Raw genomic sequence first — 24,317 nt, forward strand, 5'->3', positions numbered from 1 at the left:
CGTAGTCGATGGGAAGCAGGTTAATATTCCTGCACCGTGTATTACTGCGATGGGGGGACGGAGTAGGCTAGGTCATCCGGGCGTTGGTTGTCCCGGTTCAAGCGTGTAGGGAGTGTGGTTAGGCAAATCCGGCCGCACATATCCTGAGGCGTGATGACGAGTTCCCATGTGGAGCGAAGTGATTGATGCCAAGCTTCCAGGAAAAGCCTCTAAGCTTCAGGTAATACATGACCGTACCGTAAACCGACACAGGTGGGTGAGGAGAGAATCCTAAGGCGCTTGAGAGAACTCGGGTGAAGGAACTAGGCAAATTGGTACCGTAACTTCGGGAGAAGGTACGCCCCTGCCGGTGACGAGACTTGCTCTTTGAGCTGGTGGGGGTTGCAGTGACCAGGTGGCTGCGACTGTTTATCAAAAACACAGCACTCTGCAAACACGAAAGTGGAAGTATAGGGTGTGACGCCTGCCCGGTGCCGGAAGGTTAATTGATGGGGTTAGGGAAACCGAAGCTCTTGATCGAAGCCCCGGTAAACGGCGGCCGTAACTATAACGGTCCTAAGGTAGCGAAATTCCTTGTCGGGTAAGTTCCGACCTGCACGAATGGCGTAACGATGGCCACACTGTCTCCACCCGAGACTCAGTGAAATTGAATTCGCTGTGAAGATGCAGCGTTCCCGCGGCTAGACGGAAAGACCCCGTGAACCTTTACTACAGCTTTGCACTGAATTTTGAGCACGCTTGTGTAGGATAGCTGGGAGGCTTTGAAGCTGGGACGCCAGTCCTGGTGGAGCCGCCCTTGAAATACCAGCCTGGCTTGCTTGGAGTTCTAACCTAGATCCGTTATCCGGATCAGGGACAGTGTATGGTGGGTAGTTTGACTGGGGCGGTCTCCTCCCAAAGAGTAACGGAGGAGCACAAAGGTACCCTCAGCGCGGTCGGACATCGCGCATTGCGTGCAAGGGCATAAGGGTGCTTGACTGCGAGACAGACACGTCGAGCAGGTGCGAAAGCAGGTCCTAGTGATCCGGTGGTTCCATATGGAAGGGCCATCGCTCAACGGATAAAAGGTACTCCGGGGATAACAGGCTGATTCCTCCCAAGAGTCCACATCGACGGGGGAGTTTGGCACCTCGATGTCGGCTCATCACATCCTGGGGCTGTAGCAGGTCCCAAGGGTATGGCTGTTCGCCATTTAAAGTGGTACGCGAGCTGGGTTCAGAACGTCGTGAGACAGTTCGGTCCCTATCTGCCGTGGGCGTTGGAAAATTGAAGGGATCTGCTCCTAGTACGAGAGGACCGGAGTGGACGTACCTCTGGTGTTCCGGTTGTCACGCCAGTGGCACTGCCGGGTAGCTATGTACGGAAGGGATAACCGCTGAAGGCATCTAAGCGGGAAGCCCACCCTGAGATAAGTTTTCCCTGGGGACTCGATCCCCCTGAAGGGCCCTCGTAGACTACGAGGTTGATAGGTCGGGTGTGTAAGCGCAGCAATGTGTTTAGCTAACCGATACTAATTGCCCGTGAGGCTTGACCATATAACACCCAAGCATTCAGGGTGTTGGTGCTCCTTGAACTTATGCGTCGCCTTGGAGCGACGACGTCAAAACTTTCCGATTTCGCGGCGCCCGGCTTTGACGGCGGGGCGCGATACGTGAACCAGTTTGCCTGGCGGCATTAGCGAGCGGGAACCACCCGATCCCATTCCGAACTCGGAAGTGAAAACGCTCAGCGCCGATGGTAGTGCGGGGTTTCCCCGTGTGAGAGTAGGTCACTGCCAGGCACCTAAAACAAAACCCCCGGTCTCGCTCGAGGCCGGGGGTTTTTCTTTTTGCGCGCGAAACTGTGAGCTGGCGCACATTAATCCGGCGCTTTGCAGGGGCAAAGTCGAGGCCAGGTTCAGACAAGGGCAAACCCACCGAAAGGTGGCGACGCAAAGTCTCCGGTCTAACGGGCGCATCGCCCCACGACAGCGGGACCGCCGGAATCACGGCCGCCATGGCTGTTCTTTATCCTCCCGGCGAAGCGTGCGCGCATCGGGTGGCGGGAGTGGACAGCGATGAGCAAATTCGAAACGACTTTCCTTTCTCGCGTCTCCGGCAATCGCGCCTGGACCGTTTTCCTTGCCCTCTGTTGCGTGCTCGCCGGGCTGTGGTCGCAACAGGCCGCGGCGGCGGAGGGCGCCGAGTTCGCCCCGTTGCACACGCGCCCGGTAGCGATGGCGGACGTCGACATCCGGCGGCACGTGCCGGGTGCGTCGCGTACCGACGCGTTCCCCGCCGCAGAGGCCGGGCAGAGCGACAGCGCCGGCCTGTATCGCCAGGTCAGCCGGAATTTCAAGTTCGGCTTGCGCTACACGCGCGCCGTCTTCTCGCTCGCTCCGGCCGAGGCGCTGGCGGACGACCACTACGTGTTCCTGAATCTCGTCGGCATGCTCTGAGCGGCGCCGCGATGGCGGTCGCCCGGCCGCGCAAGTTCAATTTTCACAGCAGAATTGTGATGGCGCGCACGCTTTTCGCGCCATAAATCGGGCGATAGTCGCAACACGATTTAGATAAAGGCAAACCCATCGAAAGGTGGGGACGCAAAGTCACCGGTCTAAAGGGCTTCTGCCCCATGACAGCGGGACCGCCGAAATCCAGTCCGTGTATTGGCCTTCTCCGGTCCCTGGTGGCTTTGCCCTTTCACCTGGTGGTGTAACGAGGGCGGCCATGACTTCAAGCTCCAGCATTCCCTGCTGCAACAGGCTCGGCGCTTGCCGATTCCCCGGCCTGCACCTGGCGCGGCTGTTTGCCCTGGTCCTCCTGTGCTGGGCCGGGCTCGCCACGGCCGCGGCGCCCGAGATCTCCCGCGAACAGATGAAAGGACTGGACGAGCAGGTCCAGGAGATCAAGGCGGACGTGCTGGCGATCGCCGCCGAGCTGAGCCAGCTCGAGGAGCGCCTGCTGTTTCCGTCCAGCACCCAGCTTTCCGTGTTCGTCTCGCTGGAGGAGGGCGCCTCTTACCGCCTGGACGCGGTCGAAGTGCAGCTCGCCGGCCGGCCGGTGGCGCATCACATCTACAGCTTCAAGGAACTCGAGGCGTTGCAGAAGGGCGGCGTGCAGCGCCTGTTCACCGGCAACCTGCCGAGCGGTGAGCACGAGCTTGTGGTGACGGTCAGCGGCAAGCTGCGCAGCGGCGCCGATTTCCGGCGCAGCGAGAACTTCAAGTTCACCAAGGGCGTCGAGCCCAAGATGGTGGCCATCAGTCTCGGCCAGCCCGACGGCGACGGCATCGGCGTCGCGCTGGGAAACTGGTAGTTCGTGATGCGACGACTCACATGGTTGCTCGCAGCCGGCCTGGCGACCTGCCCGGTCGCCGGCGCGGCGGAGCAGCTGCGTGACCCGTACTTCGGAGAAGCGCTGTATTACGCGCACCAGGAGCGCTATCTCGACGCCCTGGAGCGGCTCGACACCGAGCTGGCACAGCACTATCGCGTCGATGAGCCCGAGCTCGACAGCCTGCACTATCATGTCGGCCGCGCGGAGTTCTCGGTCGGCGACTTCGAGCTGCACTACCGGATGCATCACCGCGCTGGCCGCGCCATCCGCGCCGTGCTGGAAGGCGACGTGGACGAGGCGGTGCGCAACGAGGCCGCCTTCCGCCTGGCGCGCATCCACTTCCAGAAAGACCAGCCGGAAGACGCGCTGTTCGCGCTGGAGCGGATTTCCGGCGTCGTCCCGGACGAGATCAGCGCAGACGTCGAGTTCCTCCGTGCCAACGTCTACCTGGCGCTCGGCCGCCCCGGCGAGGCGGCCGAAGTGTTGCGCGAGCTGCAGGACGCCAAGGGCCTGGAGGCATTCAGCGCCTACAACCTCGGCATCGCGCTGTTGCAGGACGGGCAGGAGCGTGAAGCCATGGCGCAGCTCGACCGGGCCGGCAAGCTGCAGGGACTGGACCAGGCCGGGCTTGCGATGCGCGACAAGGCCAACTTCGTGCGCGGTGCGCTGCTGCTCGAGTCTGAAGACTACGGCTCAGCACAGGCCGCGCTCGAGCGCGTGCGGCTGGAAGGCCCGTTCTCGAACCAGGCCTTGCTCGGGGCCGGCTGGGCGCACGTTTCCGCTGAGAACTTCGAACGGGCGCTGGTGCCGCTGGCCATGCTCGCCGAGCGCGAGGTCACCGACGCCGCAGTGCAGGAGGCGATCCTGGCGCTGCCCTACGCCTACAGCCGGCTGAACGTCCACGGCCGGGCGGCGCTGCTCTACGGCGAGGCCGTGGAGATTTTCGGCCAGGAGCTGGACAAGGTGGACGCATCCATTCGCAGCATTCGCGAGGGCAGGTTCCTCGCGGCGCTGGTGCGCGAGGAAATACGCCTCAACAAGGACTGGGTGATCCGTTTGCGCTCGCTGCCCGAGACGCCGGAGACCTTTTACCTCGCGACCCTGATGGCCTCGCATGATTTCCAGACGGCCCTGCAGAATTACCTGGATCTCGAGGACCTGCGCAAGCGGCTGGTCTCCTGGGAGCGCAGCTTCGACGCCTTCGAGGACGTGATCGCGCAGCGCCACGCCTACTTCGAGCCGATCCTGCCCGAGCTGGATCGCCAGTTCCGCGAGCTCGACTCACAGATCCGCTTGCGCCAGGCCCAGCGCGCCGGCATCGATCGGCGACTGCAAGCCATGCTGACTGCGCCGCGACCGGACTACCTGGCGACCGCCGACGAGCGCGTCGCCCTCGAGACCCTGCGTGAACTCGCCCAGCGGCTGGGGGCGGCGGACTCGCCCGAGGAAGCAGCCTTGCGCGCGCGCCTGGAGCGCCTCGAGGGGCTGCTGCAATGGGAGCTCGAGACCCGTTACCACGAGCGCTTTACCCAGGCGCACGAGAACCTGGCGGCGCTGAACGAGGTCGTCGTCGCCATGGAGGCGCAATACCAGTCCTTCGTGCGTGCCCGGCAGGCTGCGATGCACAGCTACATCGGTTACGACGAGCAGATCTCCAGGTTGCGTCGGCGCGTGAGCGGGGTCCTGGAGCAGTTGCAGGTGCTCATGGCGCGCCAGGGGCACATGCTCGAGCGCGTGGCAGTGGCCGAGCTTGACCTGCGCCGGCAGCGGCTCGAGGCCTACCAGAACGAGGCCCGTTACGCCTTTGCCGACAGCTTCGACCGCGCTACCAAGGCCCAGGCCGCGGAGGACCAGGGATGACACGCCGCGTCGCCATGCTGCTGGCGGTCGCGCCACTGGCGCTCACGGCCTGTGCCACGGATCCCGACCGCCGCACGCTGGCCGAGTTGAGGTCCGTCGCGGCGGACGTGCAGGAAGTCCAGGTGACTGACGGCCTGGACCGGGCCATGGCCGGTTATCGAGCGTATCTCGAGGAAACGCCGGAGTCGGCGCGCACGCCCGAGGCCATGCGGCGCCTGGCGGACCTGCAGATCGAGCGGGACTTCGGCATTCTCGGCGACGGCACGCCGGTGGAGCTGCCGGCGCCCGAGCCGCGCGCCGACGTGTCTGCGTCGCGCCGCAGTAACGACGAGGCCGGCGCCGTGCAGGGCATGGCCGACCTGTCCGAGCCCGAGGACGATTTCCAGCAGCGCGCCGCCGGTGAGCAGGCGGTCGCCGCGACCGGCACAGCCGACGCTCCGGCATTGCCTGCGGGCGCGAGTGCTGGCGAGGGACAACCCGCGGGGCCGAGCGAGGCGATCGAGCTTTACCAGCGCATCCTCGCCACCTACCCCTACTACCCGCACAACGACCAGGTGCTCTACCAGATGTCGCGCGCCTACGACGAAATCGGCATGACCGAGGACGCGATGCGGGTGATGGAACGGCTGATCGCCGAGTACCCGGATTCGCGTTATATCGACGAAGTGCAGTTCCGGCGCGGCGAGTATTTCTTCACCCGGCGCCAGTATCTCGAGGCCGAGGCGGCGTACCAGGCCGTCACGGCGATGGGCCGGGGTTCGAGCTTTTACGAGCTGGCCCTGTACAAGCTCGGCTGGACGCTCTTCAAGCAGGACTTTTACGAGGAAGCGCTGCACGAGTTCATCGCCCTGCTCGATTACCGCGTCTCCATCGGTTACGACTTCGACCAGCAGAACGAGGAGGCCGACGAGCGCCGCGTGGCCGACACCTTCCGTGTGATCAGCCTCAGCTTCTCCAACCTCGGCCCCCCCGAGGTGGTGCAGGAGTACTTCGCCGAGAACGGTCACCGCAGCTTCGAGGACCGTATTTACGGCAACCTCGGCGAGTTCTACTTCGACAAGCTGCGCTACAACGACGCCGCCAAGGTGTACACCGCCTTCATCGAGCAGAACGCGCTGCATCGCGTCGCTCCCCAGTTCAGCATGCGGGTGGTCGAGATCTACGGCGCCGCCGGCTTCCCCATGCTGGTGGTGCAGGCGAAGAAGGACTTCGCCAACAGCTATGGCCTGGGCGCGGAGTACTGGCTGCACTTCGACATTGCCGAGCGCCCGGAAGTGGTGAGCTTCCTGAAGAGCAACCTGGAGGACCTGGCGAACCACTACCACGCCATGTACCAGGACGAGTTGCTGGCAGACGAGCAGCAGGAAAATTACCGCGAGGCGCAGCAGTGGTATCGCGCCTTCCTGGCCTCCTTCCCTGGTGAGGAGGACACGCCTGCGGTCCACTACCAGCTGGCCGACCTGCAGTTCGAGGCCGGCGATTTCGCCCCGGCGGCGCTGGAATACGAGCGCATCGCCTACGAGTACCCGCTGCACGAGCAATCGGCAGCGGCCGGCTACGCTGCGGTTTATGCGCATCGCGAGCGGCAGAAAGCGGCTCTCGAGGCGCCGGACCAGGTCCGGCGCGAGGCGGTCGAGAGTTCACTGCGCTTCGCCGAGACATTCCCCGGGCACGAGCACGCCGCCATGGTGCTGGGTGCAGCGGCCGACGACCTTTACGAGATGCAGCAGTTCGAACGCGCGCGTGAATCTGGCCATGCGCTGCTCGAACGCTATCCCGACGCCGGGGCGCCGCTGCGGCGCTCCGCCTGGATCGTGGTCGCGCACTCCTCGTTCGACCTGGAAGACTACGCGGCCGCCGAGCTGGCCTACAGCAGCGTCCTGGCGCTGACCGGCGCGGAAGACGAAACCCGGCCGGACTTTATCGACAACCTCGCCGCCGCCATCTACAAGCAGGGCGAGCTCGCCAATGCACGCGAGGACTACCGTGCCGCGGCCGATCATTTCCTGCGCATCCGCACCGCGACGCCGACTTCTACCATTCGCGCCGCAGCGGAGTACGACGCCGGCGCGGCCCTGATCCGCCTCGAGGACTGGGCCATGGCGGCCGCAGTGCTGGAGGATTTCCGCCGCGAATATCCGGAGCATGAGCTCAACAGGGAGGCGGGCAAGCAGATTGCGCACGTCTACCGCGAGGACGGCCAGGTCACGCGCGCGGCGGCGGAGTACGAGCGCGTCTCCGCGGAAGCAGACGACCCGGAACTGGCGCGCGAGGCGCTGCTGCTCGCCGGCGAGCTGTACGAGGGTGCCGCGGCCTGGGACCAGGCGCTCGAGGTGTACCTGCGCTATGTCGAGCAGTTCCCGCACCCCATCGAGCTTGCCGTCGAGACACGCCACAAGATCGCCACGCGCTACCAGGAACTCGCCGAACTGCCCGCCTACCACGCGCAGCTCGAGGCCATCGTGGCGATCGACGCCGCCGCAGGTGAAGAGCGCACGGCCCGCACGCGCTACCTCGCCGCGCAATCCGGCCTGGTGCTTGCCGAACAGGTGTACCTGCGCTTCGACGACGTCAAGCTGGTGCAGCCCTTCGAGCGCAGCCTGCAGGAGAAGCAGCGTCGCATGGACGCTGCACTGGCGGCCTTCGACAGCCTGGTCGCCTACGAGGTCGGGGACGTCACGGCCGCGGCCACTTTCTACATCGCCGAGGTGTACTACGGCTTCAGCCAGGCCTTGCTGGACTCCGAGCGGCCCGCCGACCTCGGCCCGGAGGAGCTGGCGGACTACGAGATGGTGATCGAAGAGGAGGCTTTCCCCTTCGAAGAGCGGGCCATCGAGGTGCACGAGAAGAACCTCGAGCTGCTCAGCGCAGGCGTGTTCAACGGCTGGGTGGAGCGCAGCCTCGACAAGCTCGCCGCGCTGATGCCCGGGCGCTACGCCAAGTTCGAGCTCAGTACCGGCTTCCTCGCCTCGCTGGACGTGTATTCCTACCGCTCCCCCGCGGCGCCGCCACCGGACGCCGTCGCGGAGCCGGGCGCCCCGCCGCCGGCTGCGCCGCAGGCGCCGGAAGAGACGGGTGAGACGGGTGAGACGGGTGCAACAGGCGAGACGAGCCCTTAAGTGATGTGCAATAAGAATCACAATGGCCCCGTGCGGGCGGCGATCGCGGCGCTGGCGACAGTCCTGCTGGCGACGGGTTGCGCGACACCGTCGGCCGGACCGGAGGTGCCCGCGACCGCAGCGATCCAGGACGAGCACGGCTTTGTCATCAGCCAGGATCTCCGTGTCAGCCCGGAGGCGCAGGCGGATTTCGCGGCGGCGCTGGGCCTGCTGCAACAGGAGCGCTACCAGGAAGGCATCGACCTGCTGGTGAGCGTGGCCGAGCGAGCTCCGGACGCCGCCGCGGCGCATATCAACCTGGGTATCGCCTATGCGCGGCTCGGCCGGAGCGACGAGGCGGAGGCCAGCATGCTGCGTGCGCTGGCGCTGAACCCGCAGCACCCGGTCGCGCACAACGAGATGGGCATGCTGTGCCGCAAGACCGGGCGTTTCGACGCCGCGCGTGCGCACTACGAACAGGCGCTGGCGTCCTACCCCGGCTTTCACTACGCGCGGCGGAACCTGGCCGTCCTCTGCGACATTTACCTGGGCGACCTCGAGTGTGCGCTGGAGCACTACGAGCGCTACGTCGAATCCGCGCCCGAGGATGGCGAGGCGGCGATGTGGGTCGCGGACCTGCGCAACCGGCTGGGCCAGTGAGGAGAACCATCATGCTGCGCAAGGACTTCTTTATCGCCCTGCTGTTTAGCGCTCCCGTCGCGATGGCAGCAGAGCCGCCGCAGGAGGGCGTGGAGGCGCCGGCCGAGGAACGCAACCTGGGCATGTCCATCGTGGGCAACCACGAGGCGCCCAAGTCGCTGGTCATCGTGCCGTGGAAGAGCTCGGAGCTCGGCAACCGGTCGGCCCTGGCGGGCCTGCTGGATGACGTCGCGCGGCCGGTGGACAAGGAAGTCTTCATGAGGGAACTGGAGTACTACCGCATCAAGGCGGAGTAAGGCGCGGCCACGGGCCGCAATGAACCGAAGGGCAACTGGCAAGTTGATGTGAAAGAGGATGTGGTCATGGACCTGATTTATTCATTGGTTGGATTTTTCGTAACGGGTGGGCCGTTCATGTATCCGATCCTGATCGTGTTTGCGGTCGGGGCGGCCATTGCGATCGAGCGCTATATCACCCTTTCGAGGGTGACGAATCACAATCAGAGCATGTGGGACAAGATCCAGCCGGCGCTGAACCAGGGCGATTTCGACAAGGCCCGCGAGCTCACCAGCAAGGACACCTCGACGGTCTCCCGGCTGCTGAGCATGGGGCTGGCCCGGCAGGGCGCGGTCCGCCGTCGCGAGGACATCGAGATCGCGATGGAGGAAAGCATGATGGAGATCATTCCACAGCTGGAGAAGCGCACCGCCTATGTGGCGCTGGCATCGAGCATCGCCACGCTGCTGGGACTGCTCGGCACCATCATGGGGCTGATCTCGGCCTTTACCGCGGTGGCCAACGCCAATCCCGCCGAGAAGGCCGACCTGCTGTCCGCCAGCATTTCGGTGGCGATGAACACCACCGCCTTCGGCCTCATGGTTGCCATCCCGCTGCTCGTCACGCACGCCGTGCTGACAGCCAAGACCGGCGCCATCGTGGACAGCCTGGAGATGGCCTCGGTGAAAGCGCTGAACGTCATTTCCGCCAAGGCCAAGCGGGTCGCGGAGGCGTAGGAAATGGCCAGGAGACACCACTACAGGCGGCGCATGAACGAGCCGGCCGAGTTGGACATGACCACCTTTCTCAACCTGATGGTGGTGTTGGTGCCGTTTCTGCTGATCACGGCCGTGTTCTCGCGTATCACCATCGTCGAGCTGAGCCTGCCCAGCAGCGCCAGTGCGCCGGCGCCGACCGCCCCGGCATTCCGCGTCGAGGTGATCGTGCGCGAGACCGGCCTCGAGATCACCAACGGCCAGGTCGTGATCGCCGCCATGCCGAAAGCCGAGGACGAGGACTACGACCTGTCGCAACTCGGCGAGTATCTCGTCGCTCTCAAGCGCGAGTATCCCGACAAGGAAGAGGCCTCCGTGCTGCTGGAGCCGGACATCGCCTATGACCACCTGATACGGGTCATGGACGTGGTGCGCAGCGTGGAACTGCCGCCGGAAGGGGAAGCGCTGGAGCCGCTGCGCGTGGCCCTGTTCCCCGACATCGCCATTGGAGACGCGCCATGAAGAACAGTCGCCGGGTGAAACGCATGTCGCGCAACCGGACCAGGATCACCAAGATGAACCTGACCTCGCTCATGGACGTGTTCACCATCCTGGTATTTTTCCTGCTGGTGAATTCCGCCTCCAGCGAGGTGCTGGACACGCCGAAGCAGATCAAGCTGCCGGAGTCGGTGGTGGAGTCGAAGCCGCGCGAGACCGTGGTGATCTTCATCAGTCCCGAGCAGGTGACGGTGCAGGGCCAGCCGGTGGCCCTGGTCGCCGACATTCTCCAGATGGAAGGCCAGGACATCGCACCGATCGCCGACCGCCTCGCCGCGCTCGACCAGAACGTGGTCGGGCTGCGCACGCGGGTGGTGGCGGAAAGCCAGGAGATCACCATCCTGGCGGACAAGCTGGTGCCGTTCAGCGTCATCAAGAAAGTGATGTCCACCTGCACCAGCCAGGGCTACGGCCGCATTTCCCTCGCCGTGATGCAGAAAGGCCACCAGGCCGCACAAATCTAGAGTGACACCGTGAACGTTGAAGCCACCCTCGATCAAGCCGCCCTGGACGCCGAGTTCGCCCAGGCGCGGGAGCGGCTGGATGCACTCGACCGGGACTTGCGCGCCGTCGATGCTGAGCTGGAAAGCTTGTCCGCCGACCATGAACGCTTCCTGCTGCTGCAGACCGCCTGCACGGCGCTCGGCAAGCTCGGGGAGCTGGGCGCCGCGGAACTGTTCTGGGGTGAGCAGTTCGCGGGAGAGAAGAGCGCGCAGCACCTGAGGCGTGTCGGCGCGCGGGTGGATGCCTTCCAACGCCAGTGGGGCGAGGTGGAGGCACGCCGCGAGGCCGTGATCGAGCAGATCCGGCAGGTTGAGGAACAGGTCGAGATCATCGAGGAGTCGCTGTTCCAGGCGCAGCAGGCCGAGGAACGGCGCAAGCTCGAGTGGATCATAGAGCGCGAGATCGACGCGCTGCCGGCGCGCCGTGCGGTGATGCCGTGGGCGCGCGGCGGCGAGGACGACCGTCGCCTGCGCAAGGCGCTGGGCACTTCGCTGCTGGCGGCGCTGGTGCTCGGGCTGATCCTGCCGTTGGTGGATCTCCCCCTGCCGCCGCTCGGCGAACCGATCGAAGTGCCGGAACGGCTGGCGCGCCTGGTCGAGCAGCGGCGCCCGCCGCCGCCACCACCGGTGCGCGAGGAGCCGCAGCCGGAGGTGCCCGAGCCGGTGGTGGAGGAAACGCCGCAGCCGACGGAAGAAGAGCCGGTGGTGGCGCAGGCGCCGACGCCGCAGCCGACGCCGCAGCCCGAGCCGAACACGCGGCAACGCGCGGAGTCCGCGGGCATCCTCGCCTTCCGCGAAAAATTCTCCGGCCTGGCCGACAGCCGTCCCTCCGCGCAGCTCGGCGCCGACGCGCGCATCAGCGGTGCGGGCGAGGAGGCGGCAGGCCCGGCGCAACGCTCCATGGTCACCACCCAGGCGCCGGGCTCGAGCGGGGGCATCAATCTTGCCTCGCTGAGCCGTGGCGGCGGTGGTGGCGGCGGCGGCTCGCTGGCCGGCGTCCAGGTGACCCGGGCCACCAGCTCGATCGGCGGCGGCGGCGCCGGCCGGCCCACGGCCGGTGGTGGCGGCGGCGGCGCGACAGCGTCCCGCACGGACGAAGAGATCCAGATCGTCTTCGATCGCCACAAGGCATCGCTGTACCGGCTTTACAACCGCGAGCTGCGCCGGGATCCGACCCTGCGCGGGCAGATGGTGCTGCGCATTCGCATCGAGCCGGATGGCCGGGTCTCGCTGTGCGAGTTGCAGTCCACGGACATGAATGCGCCGGAGCTCTCGGCGCAGGTGCTGGAACGGGTCGGCACCTTCAACTTCGGCGCCAAGGATGTACCGCCGGTGAACATTCTCTACCCGATCGATTTCCTGCCAGCGACCTGAGTCAGCGGCAGCTGTACAGGCACGACCACCGACAAGACCACAGACACGACACTCGACACGATTCAGACAAAGGCAAACCCACCGAAAGGTGGCGACGCAAAGTCACCGGTCTAACGGGCTCCCTGGCCCCATGACAGCGGGACCGCCGGAATCCAGCCCTGCCACGGGCTGTCTCCCTCGGTTCGCACCGGCGCTGCGATCGCCATACCCCAGGTGGAACGAGGGCACGCAATGATCCCCGAACGGGCAATACAAGCGCGAGCGCGCAGCGGCAGGACGGTGGTCCGACTGCTGGCCGCAGCAATGCTGCTGCTGGTGTCGCTGCCCGCGCTGGCGGTGAATTGCCTGGATGCGCCTTATTTCGGAGTGATAGACGGCAACTTCGTGGCGCCGCCCAGCCAGATCCAGGTCGACGGCAACTGCACCGTCAGGAATTTCCCGGCCTCCAACCCGCTGACCACGAACTTCAGTTTCCTGACGCAACCGGGCCAGACGCAGGAACGCTGGCTGGTGGTGTTCGACAACGTCGTGCACCTCGGCAACATGTCCTGCAACGCCACGCACGAGCACAAGATCTGGTTCACCAACGGCTCCTCCAGCAGGATCCGCGCGAACTGCCAGAACCTGCTCATCCCCGTCGAGAAGATCGACAAGCAGAACCCTGCGGGCCAGGTCACCGCCGCGATCGGCGCGCCGTTCACCTACCGCCTGGTCATCCCGGTGCTGTTCGACCCGGCCACGGGCAACGTCATCAACTTCGCCGGCTCGCCGAACCAGCTGCACGGCATCACCATCTGGGACGATCTCAACGAGACCGGCGCCGACCTGACCTACCTCAGCCACGAGGCTTACTGGCTGGAGAGCGGCGCCGAAGTGCCGCACACCTTCTCCAATACCGACGGCCTGCTCACTTTCGTCATCGACCCGGTCATTCCCGCCGAGACCCAGATGGTCATCGACATCACGGTGGTGCTCGACGACTCGCCGGCGAACGTGATCGGCACGCAGTTCATCAACACCGCCAAGTGGCAGTTCGGTCGGCTCATCGACGGCGTGTTCTACCAGCCGCTGCCGGGCGAGTGGGGCGTCACGCCGCCCATGACGATCGCGGGGCCCGACCTGGTGGTCGACAAGACCGGCCCGGCGACCCTGAACCTCGGCGAGCTGGGAGAGTTCGTCCTCGACGTCCGCAATATCGGGAACAGCGACGCCTGGAACACCAGGCTGGCAGACCAGCTGCCCGACGGCGCGAGCGGTGGCATGTGCGACTTTGCGCCTGTCGTCCAGAGCGCGCAGGTATTCGCCGCCGACGGCGTCACGCCGGTGCCCGGCAAGGGCCCGCTGGTCCAAGGGACGGATTACTTCCTCAGCTTCAGCAGCGCTCCGGCCTGCGAGCTGGAGCTCGAGATCCTCACGCCGGCCGGCGTCATCGGCGCCGGCGAGCGCCTGGTCGTCCGCTACCAGGGCAGGATCGACAGCGACACCCAGGACGGCATAGCGCTGACCAATGTCGCCGGTGCGGTCGAATGGTTCCATGGCGCCCCGGGCAGCCCCTCGCGCTACCAGTTCACGCGCGAGCTGACCGACGGCACCGTCGGCGTGGTCGACCACGAGGATGCCCATACCGTCACGGTGGCGCTGTCGGGGCTGTTCTTCGAGAAGTCGGTGGCCAACCTGAGCACCGGCACGAACCCGGCCGGGACGGCCCGGCCGGGCGACGTGCTGCGCTACACCCTGCGCCTGCGGACCCTCGACGACGCGCTCGAGAATCTCACCTTCCGCGACGACCTCGGGTCGCTCAACACGCTGCCGGTGTTCGTGCCGGGCTCGCTGGCGCTGGTGCCCGGCAGCATCCCGCCGGGCGCCGACACCTCGAACACCAACCCGGCCGGCGGAACCAACGGCGCCGGCCTGCTCGATATCCGCAACCTGCAATTGCCTGCGGGCGGCGCGATCCAGGTCCAGTTCGATATCACCCTGCGGCCGGAGCTCAGCGACGGCGACGTGGCCCTGAACCAGGCCGAGCTCATCTTTGGCGGCAGCCAGCTGGCCCTCAGCGACGATCCGAACATCAACGGCCCCGCCGATCCGGCGGTGCCGGGCGACGAGGACCCGACGCGGGTGGTGATCGAGACCGATCCGCCGCAGGGCCTGGCGAAGGCCAACACCCAGGCCACGGCCGCCATCGGCGAGCGCTTCAGCTATCGCGTCACGGTGCCTGCCGTGCCGCATGCCACGGCGGTGTACGACGCGCGCATCATCGACGACCTGTCGGCCTCGGCCGCCGACCTGCGCTTCGTCGGCGTCAGCAAGGTCTCCGGCTCGGGGGCGTGGACGCCGGTGAACACCGGCACCGACACCGCCCTGGTGATCGAGGACCCGGTGAACGGGATCGACATCCCGGCCGGCGAGCAGGCGGTCATCGAGATCACCGTCGAGCTGCTGGACACCGCCGCCAACGTGGCCGGCCTCGCTTTCACCAATACCGCGTCCTACACCTACAACCTGCGCAACGACGATCCCGGCAGCGTCCGTCCCGGCGATCCCGGCACCACGGAGCCGATGACCATCGTCGAGCCGCAGCTCACGCTCGAGAAGAGCGGCCCGACACGCATGGTGCCGAACGGCGCGCCCGCCGATTTCACGCTCGACGTGCACAACACCGGCACCTCGCCGGCGTACCGCCTGACCCTCATCGACCGCTTGCCCGATACGGCCGGTGGCGGCATGTGCGACGTTGCGCCCGCCGCACTCACGCTGCAGCTGTTCCAGGCGGACGGGGTGACGCCGGTGGCGCCGGTGCTGGTGGCCGGGAGCGACTACACGGTCGATTTCGCCGGCACGCCCGCCTGCACCATGACCCTCACCATGTTGTCCGCCGCGGCTGCGATCGGTCCCGACCAGCGGTTGCTGGTGCGTTACCAGGCCGCGCTCGACGTGGGCACGCAGGAAAATATCGGTCTCACCAACGTGGCCGGCGCGACGCGGTGGTTCAGCAACGACGCCGCGGCGCCCGGGGCCGAGGTGCGCGAGTACCTCCGCCCGCTCACCAACGGCACCGTCGGCGTGCTCGACCACGAGGACGCCCACACCGTGGCCGTGTTCGCTCCCGTGCTGCGCTTCGACAAGACCGTCGCCAACGTCACCCGCGGCGACGATCCCGGCACGCTGGCCTCTCCCGGCGACACCCTGCGCTACCGGCTGGTCATCGAGAACCTGGGCGAGACCCCGGTCGAGGACTTCAGCATCATCGACCAGCTGGATCGGCTCAACGTCCCGCAAGCGTTCCAGCCCGGCAGCCTGAGGCTGGTCACGGTGCCGGCCGGCGCCGACACCGCCAGCACCGATCCCTCCGGCGGCGATGCCGGCACCGGCCTGCTCGACGTCCGCAACCTCAGCCTGGCCGGCCCGGGCGACAGCGTGACGATCGAGTTCGAGGTCGCGCTGGCGCCGGTGCTCGCCAACGGCCGTGCGGTCCTCAACCAGTCGCAGATGCTGGTCGACCAGACGGTGGTCTGGCAGAGCGACGACCCGAACGTCAACGGCCCCTCCGACCCCGGCGTGGACGGTGACGAAGATCCGACCCGGATCGTGATCGAGTCGGCGCCGGCCTTCGAGGTGCACAAGGTCTCGGCCTATCTTGACGGCGATCCCGCCATCCTGCTCGCCGGCGAGCGGCTGCGCTACACCGTCACCGTGCGCAACATCGGCAGCGATGACGCAGCCGATACGTTGCTGCGCGACGAGATCCCGGTAAACACGCGCTATGTGCCTGGCAGCACCACCCTCAACGGCGCGCCGGTCCCGGACGGTCCCGCCGCAAGCGCCCCGCTGAGCAACGGCATCCTCATCAACACCCCGGAGGACCCGACGCCGGGCCTGCTGCGCGCCGCGCCCGCGGAGACGCCCGGCAACACGGCGACGCTGACCTTCGACGTGACAGTCAACGAGGACGTGATCGACGGCACGGTGATTGCCAACCAGGCCTTCGTCAGCGCGCCGGCCGGCGGGATCAACGGGCAGCCTTCCGACGACCCGCGCACGCCGATCGTGGACGACCCGACGCGCGACGTGGTCGGCAATGCGCCGGCGCTGTGGGCCGAGAAGACGGTCGCCTTGCTGGTCGACGCGGGGACGCCGGGCATCGTCGACCCGGGCGACGTGCTGCGCTATACCATCACCGTCTACAACTTCGGCAACGTGCCCGCCACCGGCGCGGTGGTCCGTGATCCGATCCCGCCGGACACGACCTACCAGGCCGACACGCTGTATCTCAACGAGCTGCCCGTGGGCCAGCCGGACGGTGGCGTTTCGCCGCTGATCGCCGGCGTGGACGTCAGCTCGGAGGACCTCACGCCGCCGTTGCCCGATACGGGAAGCGGCACCCTCTCGCCCGGCGGTGCGGCGCAGATCCGGTTCGATGTCCGGGTCGACGACGCCGTGCTGTCGGGCACCATCATCCGCAACCAGGCCGTGGTTGCGACGCAGGAGCTCTCCGACCAGCTCACCGACGGCGACGGCAACCCGAGCAACGGCGCGCAGCCCACCGAGATCGTGGTCGGCGACGCGCAGCAGCTGGCGATCACCAAGCAGGTCGCCGTGGTCGGCGGCGGCCTGGCGCTGCCGGGAACGACGCTCGAGTACGTCGTGGAAGTGCGCAACATCGCCAGCGTGCCTGCCCAGGCCGTGGTGATCACCGACGATCTCGACCTGCCCGTGGCGGGGCAGCTCAGCCTGGTGGACGGCTCTGCCAGCATGAATGGTTCCGGCGCCGCGATCAGCGTCGCGGGGCCGGTGCTGGTGGCCGACTACTCCAGCGTGTACGGACCGCTGGCGCCCGGCGGCGTGGTCCAGCTGCGCTTCCGTGCGGTGCTGGACGAAGCCCTGGCCGTCGGCACCACCGTGACCAATACCGCGGTGGTGGAGTGGAACACGCCGGCGCAAAGCGCCAGCGCGAGCGTCTCCATAGATGTCGGCGGCGTCGCCGGCGTCGGCATCGTGAATGGCGTGGCCTGGCACGACGTCGATTTCAACCGCGTCCAGGGCGCGGGTGAGCCTGCGCTCGAAGGCTGGGTCGTCAATCTCTATCGCAACGACCAGCTGGTGCACACCACGCTGACCGATGCCGGCGGCGCTTATCGCATCAGCGGCATCGCGCCCAACGACGCCAACGGCGACCGCTATGAGCTGCGCTTCCGGGCGCCCGACGCGGGGTCACTGAGCGCCATGCTCGGCGACGGCGACTCGCCGTTCACCAACGGCCCGCAATCCATCGCCGACATCGCGGTCGCTTCGGGCAGCAACCTGCAGGACCTGAACCTGCCGATCACGCCCAACGGCGTCGTCTACAACGCCATGCTGCGAACCTCGGTGGCCGGCGCCGCGCTCACCATGCAGTACGCGGGCAGCGAAACGCCGCTGCCCGCCAGCTGCTTCGCCGACCCGGTGCAGCAGGGCCAGGTGACGCGCGGCGACGGATACTACAAGTTCGACCTGGACCTGTCCGATCCGGCCTGCGCCGGCACCGGCTACATCATTGCCGTCGCGGCGCCGGCGGACGGCTTCATTCCCGGCCAGTCCCGCATCATTCCACCGGCCAGCGACGGCGCGACGCCGGCCTTCTCGGTGCCGGCATGTCCGGGCACCGCCGCCGACGCGGTCCCGGCCACGGCGGCGCACTGCGAGGCGCAGGTCTCCGGCCTGGCCCCGCCGCCGTCCGTGCCCGGGCGCACCGCCGGCACCAGCTATTACCTGCACCTCGGCCTGGACGACAGCCAGCCGCCGGGCTCCAGCGAGATCTTCAATAACCACATCCCGCTCGATCCCGTGCTCGACGGTGCGGTGGCGATCAGCAAGACGACCCCGGTGCTCAACGTCAGCCGCGGCCAGCTGGTGCCTTACCTGATCACCGTCAACAACGTGTTCGGCGCGGAGCTGCTCGATATCTCCATCGTCGATCGCTTCCCGGCCGGCTTCCGCTACGTCGAGGGCTCGGCGCGCATCGACGGCATGCCGGCCGAGCCTGCCGTCGCGGGACGCGAGCTGACCTGGGACAACCTCGGCATCGACGAGGAAGGCACGCGCACGGTGGCGCTGCTGCTGGCAGTCGGCGCCGGCGTGGGCGAGGGCGAGTTCGTCAACCGCGCCCAGGCTGTCCATAGCCTGACCGGCGGCGCCCTGTCCGGCGAAGCCACGGCGACGGTGCGCGTGGTGCCCGACCCGACCTTCGACTGCACCGACGTCACCGGCAAGGTGTTCGACGACGCCAACCGCAACCAGGTCCAGGATGCGGGCGAGCGCGGCCTGCCCGGCATCCGCCTGGCGACCGCGCGCGGCCTGGTGGCGACGACGGACGAGCACGGCCGCTTCCACATCACTTGTGCGGTCACGCCGCGCGAAGGCCGCGGCAGTAATTTCATTCTCAAGCTGGACGATCGCACCCTGCCGAGCGGGTACCGGATGTCCACCGAGCAGGTGATGGTCGAGCGGGCGACGCGCGGCAAGGCACTGCGCTTCAACTTCGGTGCCTCCCTGCATCGCGTGGTGTCGCTGGATATCGCCGACGCCGTATTCCAGCCCGGCACGGCGCAGATGCGTCCACAGTGGCAGCCGCGCATCGAGCTGCTGGTGGCCGAGCTGAAGAAGGCGCCGGCCGTGCTGCGGCTCTCCTACCTTGCGGACCTGGAGGACCCCGGGCTGGTGGAGCGCCGGCTGGAGGCGGTGAAACAGCAGGTCACCGATGCGTGGGAGACGCTGGACTGCTGTTATGAGCTGAGCATCGAGCAGGAAATCTTCTGGCGTCGCGGCGCGCCGGCCGACAAGGTCGCCCTGCCGGGGAGGGACGCGCCGTGAGCCGCATGTGCAAGTGCGCCTTGCTGTCCCTGTTATCCATCGCCTCGATGCCGGCCATGGCGCAGTCCTGGCAGTTGCTGGATTCCCTGGCACCGCTGGAGCCGCGACGTGGCGAGGCCGTCGAGACTCACCTGCCGGGCGATCTCGATTTCCGGCAGTGGGCGCTTGATCCCGAGCTGCTGCAGGCGGAGGCCGGCGACCGGCTCGAGACCCGAGACGTCGTCGTCGAGGACGTGGAAATCGTCAAGTTGAGCGGGCTGGTGCCGCCGATCCGCTTCGAGTCCGGCGTGGCCGACATCCCGCCGGATTACGTGGCCCAGCTGCGCGAGATCCTGGCAGGCATGCAGCATCGCAGGAATGTCCGCTTGCACCTGGTCGGCCATGCCGACAACCAGCCGTTGTCCCCGGCGCTGGCGCAGGTCTACGGCGACAACGCCGGCCTGTCGCGCGAGCGCGCCGGCGAGGTGGCGGAGTTCTTCCAGGCGGCGCTGGGCCTGCCGCCGGAATCGATCTCCTACGAATGGGCGGGCGACAGCCGGCCGATCGCCGCCAATGCGTCGCCAGCTGGCCGGGCGCTGAACCGCCGGGTGGAAGTGGAGGTCTGGTACGACGAGCCGAAGGAGGTGGTGGTACAGCAGGAAGTGCTGGTCGCAGGCGAGTTCAAGCGCGTCAAGGTCTGCCGGGTCGAGACGGTTTGCAAGCTGCGTTACCTCGAGGGCCACTCGCGGCGCGCGCGCGTCAGGAACCTTGTCGCACCCTTGCACTGGGACGGCGAATCAGCAACGGTGCCGCCGGAGTTCATCGACCAGCTGCGGCAAAGCCTGCACAACATGCGCGACCGCCACAACATCGCGGTCCGTTTCATCGGCCACGCCGACGACCAGCCGCTGACCGGGCGCGCCGCCCGTATCTACGGCGATCCGCTGTCGTTGTCCAAGGCACGTGCCCTGCGTGTCGCGCTGGCCGCGCGGGACGCGCTCGAGATGCCCGGTGTCGCTTTCGAGAGCGAGGGCCGCGGCGCGTCCCGCCCGCTGGCCAGCAACGAGACGGCGCAGGGCCGCGCCACGAACCGGCGCGTGGAAGTGGAGTTCTGGTACGACGACCCGCTGCAGGATTTGCCGGACGAGCCGCAGCTGTGCCCGGAGGATGCCGGTGCGGAGCTGGTGACCCGGGTGTATGACCCGCCGTGGGGCCGGATTCCGCAGCTGGACCTGGTGCAGGGTGACGCGATCGTGCCGCCCGGCTATACGGACATGCTGCGTCGCGCCCTGGACGACGTCGCCGACGAGACCAATCCCCGCCTGCGCTTCGTGGGCTACACCGCCAACGAGCGGCTCGACCGCCGTACGGCGATGGTGTACGGGGACGATGTCGGGCTTGCCACGGCGCGCGCGCGCCGCGCCATGGAAACCCTCGGCGCGGAGCTCGGGCTGGAGAGTCACCAGGCCGAGCACGAGGGTCGCGGCTACGTGCACTCGGAGGACGTGGTGCGGAGCGGCTTCCTGCAGGGGCAGGATTCCTACGTGGTAGTGCAGGTCGTGTACGACGAGCTGGCCGTGCTGGACGACTACGAGGGCGTGGACGTCACTCGCATCACGCGGGAGCTGCGCACCCGAGATGCCTTCGGCCTGAATCTCATGCGCATCGCTGTCGACGGCGAGCCGATCGACGACCCGGGCAGGAGCTCGGCGGACGTCCAGCGCTGCACCGACGTGGCCCTGGAACGCGCCGACATGCGCTTCCACTTCGACAGCCTGGAGGCACGACCGCGGCTCTCCGTGACGGCGCAGCCCGCGCCGCTGGTGGTGCCGCGTGCGGAGCCGGTCGACGCGTTCGCGACGCCATTCCGCTTCCGGATGTACACCAACTACGCGAGCTTCATCGAGCGCGCCGAGGTGCGGCTGTTCGCCCCGGGGCAGTCGCTGCAGTCTGCACCCCTGGCGGCGGTCGAGATGGATCGCGACGGACTGGCAGTCTGGCATCCCGAGAGCGTCGGCCTCGGGGCGCCGGCGGAGGAACTGGTATACGTCCTGCGTGCCTATGATGCCGCCGGCAATTTCGACCAGACAGCGCCGCGCCGGCTGTGGATGGTGCGCGGGGAAGAAGCCGCCGCGGGCGAGGATGCTGCGGCCGAGGCCGACGGCCTGGAACAGGCCGCCCTGCTTGCGGGCTACGGCGAATCCGGGCTCGCGGTGCGGAACATCGAGCTCGGCAGCGGCACGGTGCGGGTCCATGGCACGCAGATTCCGCCGGGGCACTCGGTCTGGATCGCCGGCCGCCCGGTTCCGGTCGACGCCGAGGGCGCTTTCGTGGCGGAGGAAATCCTGCCCGCCGGGTTGCACACGGTCGAGGTTGCCGTGCTCGACGAGGCCGGCAACGGCGAGCTGTTCCTGCGCGACCTGGAGGTGGCACGCAGCGACTGGTTCTACGTCGGCGTCGCGGATTTCACGCTCTCGAGCACGTCGTCGAGCTCGCGCGCGGATCTCCTCACCGGCGCGAATGCACCGTACCGGATGGACTCTTCGGCAGACGGCCGGCTGGCCTTCTACCTGCACGGCAAGTTCGACGAGCACACCCGGCTGGTGGCGAGCGCCGACACGCGCGAGGCGCCGATCGGCGACCTGTTCAGCAACTTCATGGACAAGTCGCCCGAGGCGCTGTTCCGCCGCATCGATCCCGACTATTACTACCCGACCTTCGGCGACGACGGCACCGTGGAGGAAATGGCGCCGACCATGGGCAAGTTCTACGTCAAGGTGAGCCGTTACGAGAACCATGCGCTGTGGGGCAACTTCAAGATCGGCTACATGAACAACGAGCTGGCGCAGGTGGACCGCGGCCTGTACGGCGCGAACCTGCACTACCAGTCGCAGGACACGACGGGCTTCGGCGAGCAGCGGCTGGTGCTGGACGGATTCGCCGCCGAGCCGGGTACGGTGCCCAGCCGCGACGAGTTCCTTGGCACCGGCGGATCCCTTTACTTCATGCGCCGGCAGGACATTCTCTCCGGCTCCGAGCGCGTACGCATCGAAGTGCGCGACAAGGACTCGGGGCTGGTGACCGCGGTGCTGAACCTGCAACCCGGCGCCGACTACGACATCGACTACCTGCAGGGCCGCATCCTGCTCTCCGAGCCCCTGTCCTCGACCGTGGACGACCGCCTGCTGGTGCGCACTGGCGGCCTCAGCGGCGACGAGGCCTGGCTGGTGGTGCGCTACGAGTACACGCCCGGCTTCGAGGACCTCGACGCCCTGGCCCTCGGCGGGCAAGGCCATTACTGGTTCAACGATGCTGTCAAGCTGGGCTTCACCAGCAGCAGCAGCGACGACGGCGACGCCGACAGCAGCCTGCACGCCGCGGACCTGACGCTGAGAAAGAGCACGGATACCTGGGTCAAGCTGCAGGCCGCGAGGAGCGACGGCCTGGCGGCCACGACGCTGCGCTCCAGCGACGGCGGATTCGACTTCGCCGGGGTCGACGACTGGACGCTCGCAGGCGAGGATGCCGGTGCCTACCGGGCAGACGTGAGCGTCGGCCTCGACGATTTCTTTGCCGCCGGGCGGGGCCGGGTGACGGTGTACGCACAAAGCCTCGACGGCGGCTACTCCGCGCCGGGACAGAGCGCGCTCACGGACACGCAGCAAGTTGGCGGCACCGTGGAAGTCCCGCTTACCGAGCGCGTTGCAGTGAGCGCCAAGATCGACCGGCGCGACCAGCAGGACGCGCTGGAGACCTCGGCGCAGGAATTCAACGTCGGCTTCAAGGCCGATACGCACTGGAGCGTGAGTGCCGGCGTGCGGCGCGATTCACGCCAGGACCGCTCACCGGTGGTGGCGCCGACCCAGGAGGAGGGCGATCGCACCGACGCCGTCGTGCAGCTGGGCTATGACTCGGGGGCCAGGTGGCGCAGCTACGGCTTCGTACAGGACACGGTGTCGAGCAGCGGGAGCCGCGAAGACAACGGCCGCGTCGGCGTCGGCGGCGCCTGGAATTTCAGCGAGCGGCTGACGGTCGACGGCGAGGTTTCGGACGGCGACCTCGGCGCCGGCGCGAGGCTGGGCACCAACTACCTGTACTCGGAACGCACCAGCCTGTACCTGAACTATGCGCTGCAGAACGAGCGTGCCGACAACGGCCTGCGCCAGCGCCGCGGCAACCTGGTCTCGGGGGCGCGCTCGCGCCTCTCGGACACCACCAGCGTCTATCTCGAGGAACGCTACCAGCACAGCGACACGACGGCGGGGCTGACCCACGCCACCGGCGTCAGCCTGGCGCCGAGTGAGCGCTGGACCCTGGGCGTGAATGCCGACGTCGGCACCCTGCGGGACCGTGACACTGCTGCCGAGACGAAGCGTCTGGCCGGCGGCGTCCGGGCGGGCTACGTATTCGAGAAGCTGCAGCTGTCGAGCGGCGTCGAATTCCGCAATGACGACATCCAGCAGGCCGACGGCTCCGTGTTGGAGCGGACCACCTGGCTGTTCCGCAACAACCTCAGCTACCAGGTCGCGCCGGACTGGCGGCTCATTGGCCGGCTGAATCATGCCGACAGCGAGAGCTCCGCGGGCGCGTTCTACGACGGCGGCTACACCGAGGCCGTGATCGGCTACGCCTTCCGGCCGGTGCGCCACGACCGCCTCAATGCGCTGGCGAAGTACACCTACTTCTACAACGTGCCGACCACCGAACAGGTGACGCCGCAGAGCACGGCGGCGCAGTTCGTCCAGAAGAGCCATATCGGGGCGCTGGATCTGAGCTACGACTTGACCGCGAAATGGACCATCGGTGCCAAGTACGCGTATCGCCTCGGCCAGGTGAGCCTGGAGCGGGAGAACCCGGAGTTCTTCGACAACAGCGCCCACCTGGTGGTGTTGCGCGCGGACTGGCACCTCGGCGAAGGATGGGAGGCGCTGCTTGAAGGGCGCGTCCTGGACATGCCGGACCTCGACGAGCGGCGCAGCGGTGCGCTGGTGGGTCTTTACAAGTGGCTCGGGCGCAACGTCAAGCTGGGTGTCGGCTACAACTTCACTGAGTTTTCCGACGACCTCACCGACCTGAACTTCAACCAGCAGGGTGCGTTCATCAACATCGTCGGCGTGATGTAAG

At 67.2% G+C, this 24,317-nt stretch carries 12 protein-coding genes, 2 rRNA genes and 3 riboswitches (1 of these 17 running past the window's edge); all 14 genes read left to right on the forward strand.

From position 1 onward, the window contains the following. A 23S ribosomal RNA gene (locus G8346_RS04490) occupies positions 1–1,535 on the forward strand (it extends 1,367 nt beyond the left edge of the window). A gap of 129 nt (positions 1,536–1,664) precedes the next feature. Then, positions 1,665–1,780 (forward strand): 5S ribosomal RNA (gene rrf, locus G8346_RS04495). Positions 1,781–1,895: 115 nt separating this feature from the next. Next, positions 1,896–1,983: riboswitch (cyclic di-GMP riboswitch) on the forward strand. Between the two features lie 73 nt (positions 1,984–2,056). Beyond that, on the forward strand, positions 2,057–2,437 hold the full coding sequence (locus G8346_RS04500) for a hypothetical protein (protein WP_166048629.1): 381 nt from the start codon (positions 2,057–2,059) through the stop codon (positions 2,435–2,437). Between the two features lie 109 nt (positions 2,438–2,546). Further along, positions 2,547–2,633, forward strand: a riboswitch (cyclic di-GMP riboswitch). A gap of 75 nt (positions 2,634–2,708) precedes the next feature. Beyond that, the gene (locus tag G8346_RS04505; protein ID WP_166048630.1) at positions 2,709–3,296 is read left to right on the forward strand and encodes a hypothetical protein; all 588 of its coding nucleotides are present in this window, start codon (positions 2,709–2,711) and stop codon (positions 3,294–3,296) included. A 6-nt stretch (positions 3,297–3,302) separates the two neighbouring features. Continuing rightward, on the forward strand, positions 3,303–5,177 hold the full coding sequence (locus tag G8346_RS04510; RefSeq protein ID WP_166048631.1) for a lipopolysaccharide assembly protein LapB: 1,875 nt from the start codon (positions 3,303–3,305) through the stop codon (positions 5,175–5,177). Then, positions 5,174–8,296, forward strand: coding sequence for a tetratricopeptide repeat protein (locus tag G8346_RS04515; RefSeq protein WP_166048632.1), 3,123 nt, complete (start codon positions 5,174–5,176; stop codon positions 8,294–8,296). Before G8346_RS04510 ends, G8346_RS04515 begins: the two co-directional genes overlap by 4 nt. A gap of 3 nt (positions 8,297–8,299) precedes the next feature. Beyond that, the gene (locus G8346_RS04520) at positions 8,300–8,935 is read left to right on the forward strand and encodes a tetratricopeptide repeat protein (protein ID WP_166048633.1); all 636 of its coding nucleotides are present in this window, start codon (positions 8,300–8,302) and stop codon (positions 8,933–8,935) included. Between the two features lie 11 nt (positions 8,936–8,946). Then, a complete protein-coding gene (locus tag G8346_RS04525) occupies positions 8,947–9,231 on the forward strand; it encodes a hypothetical protein (RefSeq protein WP_166048634.1) in 285 nt (94 codons plus the stop codon). A 66-nt stretch (positions 9,232–9,297) separates the two neighbouring features. Next, on the forward strand, positions 9,298–9,948 hold the full coding sequence (locus G8346_RS04530; RefSeq protein ID WP_206202573.1) for a MotA/TolQ/ExbB proton channel family protein: 651 nt from the start codon (positions 9,298–9,300) through the stop codon (positions 9,946–9,948). Between the two features lie 3 nt (positions 9,949–9,951). Continuing rightward, positions 9,952–10,449 (forward strand): biopolymer transporter ExbD, encoded by a 498-nt coding sequence (locus G8346_RS04535; RefSeq protein WP_166048635.1) that lies wholly within the window; start codon positions 9,952–9,954, stop codon positions 10,447–10,449. Further along, a complete protein-coding gene (locus G8346_RS04540; RefSeq protein ID WP_206202574.1) occupies positions 10,446–10,949 on the forward strand; it encodes a biopolymer transporter ExbD in 504 nt (167 codons plus the stop codon). The genes G8346_RS04535 and G8346_RS04540 overlap by 4 nt, the downstream gene beginning before the upstream one ends. A gap of 9 nt (positions 10,950–10,958) precedes the next feature. Further along, entirely contained in the window at positions 10,959–12,362 is a 1,404-nt protein-coding gene (locus G8346_RS15080) for an AgmX/PglI C-terminal domain-containing protein (protein ID WP_166048636.1), read from the forward strand. Positions 12,363–12,423: 61 nt separating this feature from the next. Beyond that, positions 12,424–12,512: riboswitch (cyclic di-GMP riboswitch) on the forward strand. A gap of 81 nt (positions 12,513–12,593) precedes the next feature. Next, the gene (locus G8346_RS04550) at positions 12,594–19,214 is read left to right on the forward strand and encodes an SdrD B-like domain-containing protein (protein WP_166048638.1); all 6,621 of its coding nucleotides are present in this window, start codon (positions 12,594–12,596) and stop codon (positions 19,212–19,214) included. Positions 19,215–19,219: 5 nt separating this feature from the next. Next, positions 19,220–24,316, forward strand: a complete 5,097-nt coding sequence (locus G8346_RS04555) for an OmpA family protein (protein WP_240901306.1) — start codon at positions 19,220–19,222, stop codon at positions 24,314–24,316. Position 24,317 lies beyond the last annotated feature (1 nt).

The organism is Thioalkalivibrio sp. XN279, assembly GCF_011089885.1.
Classification (GTDB): Bacteria; Pseudomonadota; Gammaproteobacteria; order Steroidobacterales; family XN24; genus XN24.

Bases quoted from the DNA above. Each gene is read 5' to 3' on its own strand.
- G8346_RS04500 (WP_166048629.1), top strand. From the start codon at position 2,057: ATGAGCAAATTCGAAACGACTTTCCTTTCTCGCGTCTCCGGCAATCGC.
- G8346_RS04505 (WP_166048630.1), top strand. From the start codon at position 2,709: ATGACTTCAAGCTCCAGCATTCCCTGCTGCAACAGGCTCGGCGCTTGC.
- G8346_RS04510 (WP_166048631.1), top strand. From the start codon at position 3,303: ATGCGACGACTCACATGGTTGCTCGCAGCCGGCCTGGCGACCTGCCCG.
- G8346_RS04515 (WP_166048632.1), top strand. From the start codon at position 5,174: ATGACACGCCGCGTCGCCATGCTGCTGGCGGTCGCGCCACTGGCGCTC.
- G8346_RS04520 (WP_166048633.1), top strand. From the start codon at position 8,300: ATGTGCAATAAGAATCACAATGGCCCCGTGCGGGCGGCGATCGCGGCG.
- G8346_RS04525 (WP_166048634.1), top strand. From the start codon at position 8,947: ATGCTGCGCAAGGACTTCTTTATCGCCCTGCTGTTTAGCGCTCCCGTC.
- G8346_RS04530 (WP_206202573.1), top strand. From the start codon at position 9,298: ATGGACCTGATTTATTCATTGGTTGGATTTTTCGTAACGGGTGGGCCG.
- G8346_RS04535 (WP_166048635.1), top strand. From the start codon at position 9,952: ATGGCCAGGAGACACCACTACAGGCGGCGCATGAACGAGCCGGCCGAG.
- G8346_RS04540 (WP_206202574.1), top strand. From the start codon at position 10,446: ATGAAGAACAGTCGCCGGGTGAAACGCATGTCGCGCAACCGGACCAGG.
- G8346_RS04550 (WP_166048638.1), top strand. From the start codon at position 12,594: ATGATCCCCGAACGGGCAATACAAGCGCGAGCGCGCAGCGGCAGGACG.
- G8346_RS04555 (WP_240901306.1), top strand. From the start codon at position 19,220: ATGTGCAAGTGCGCCTTGCTGTCCCTGTTATCCATCGCCTCGATGCCG.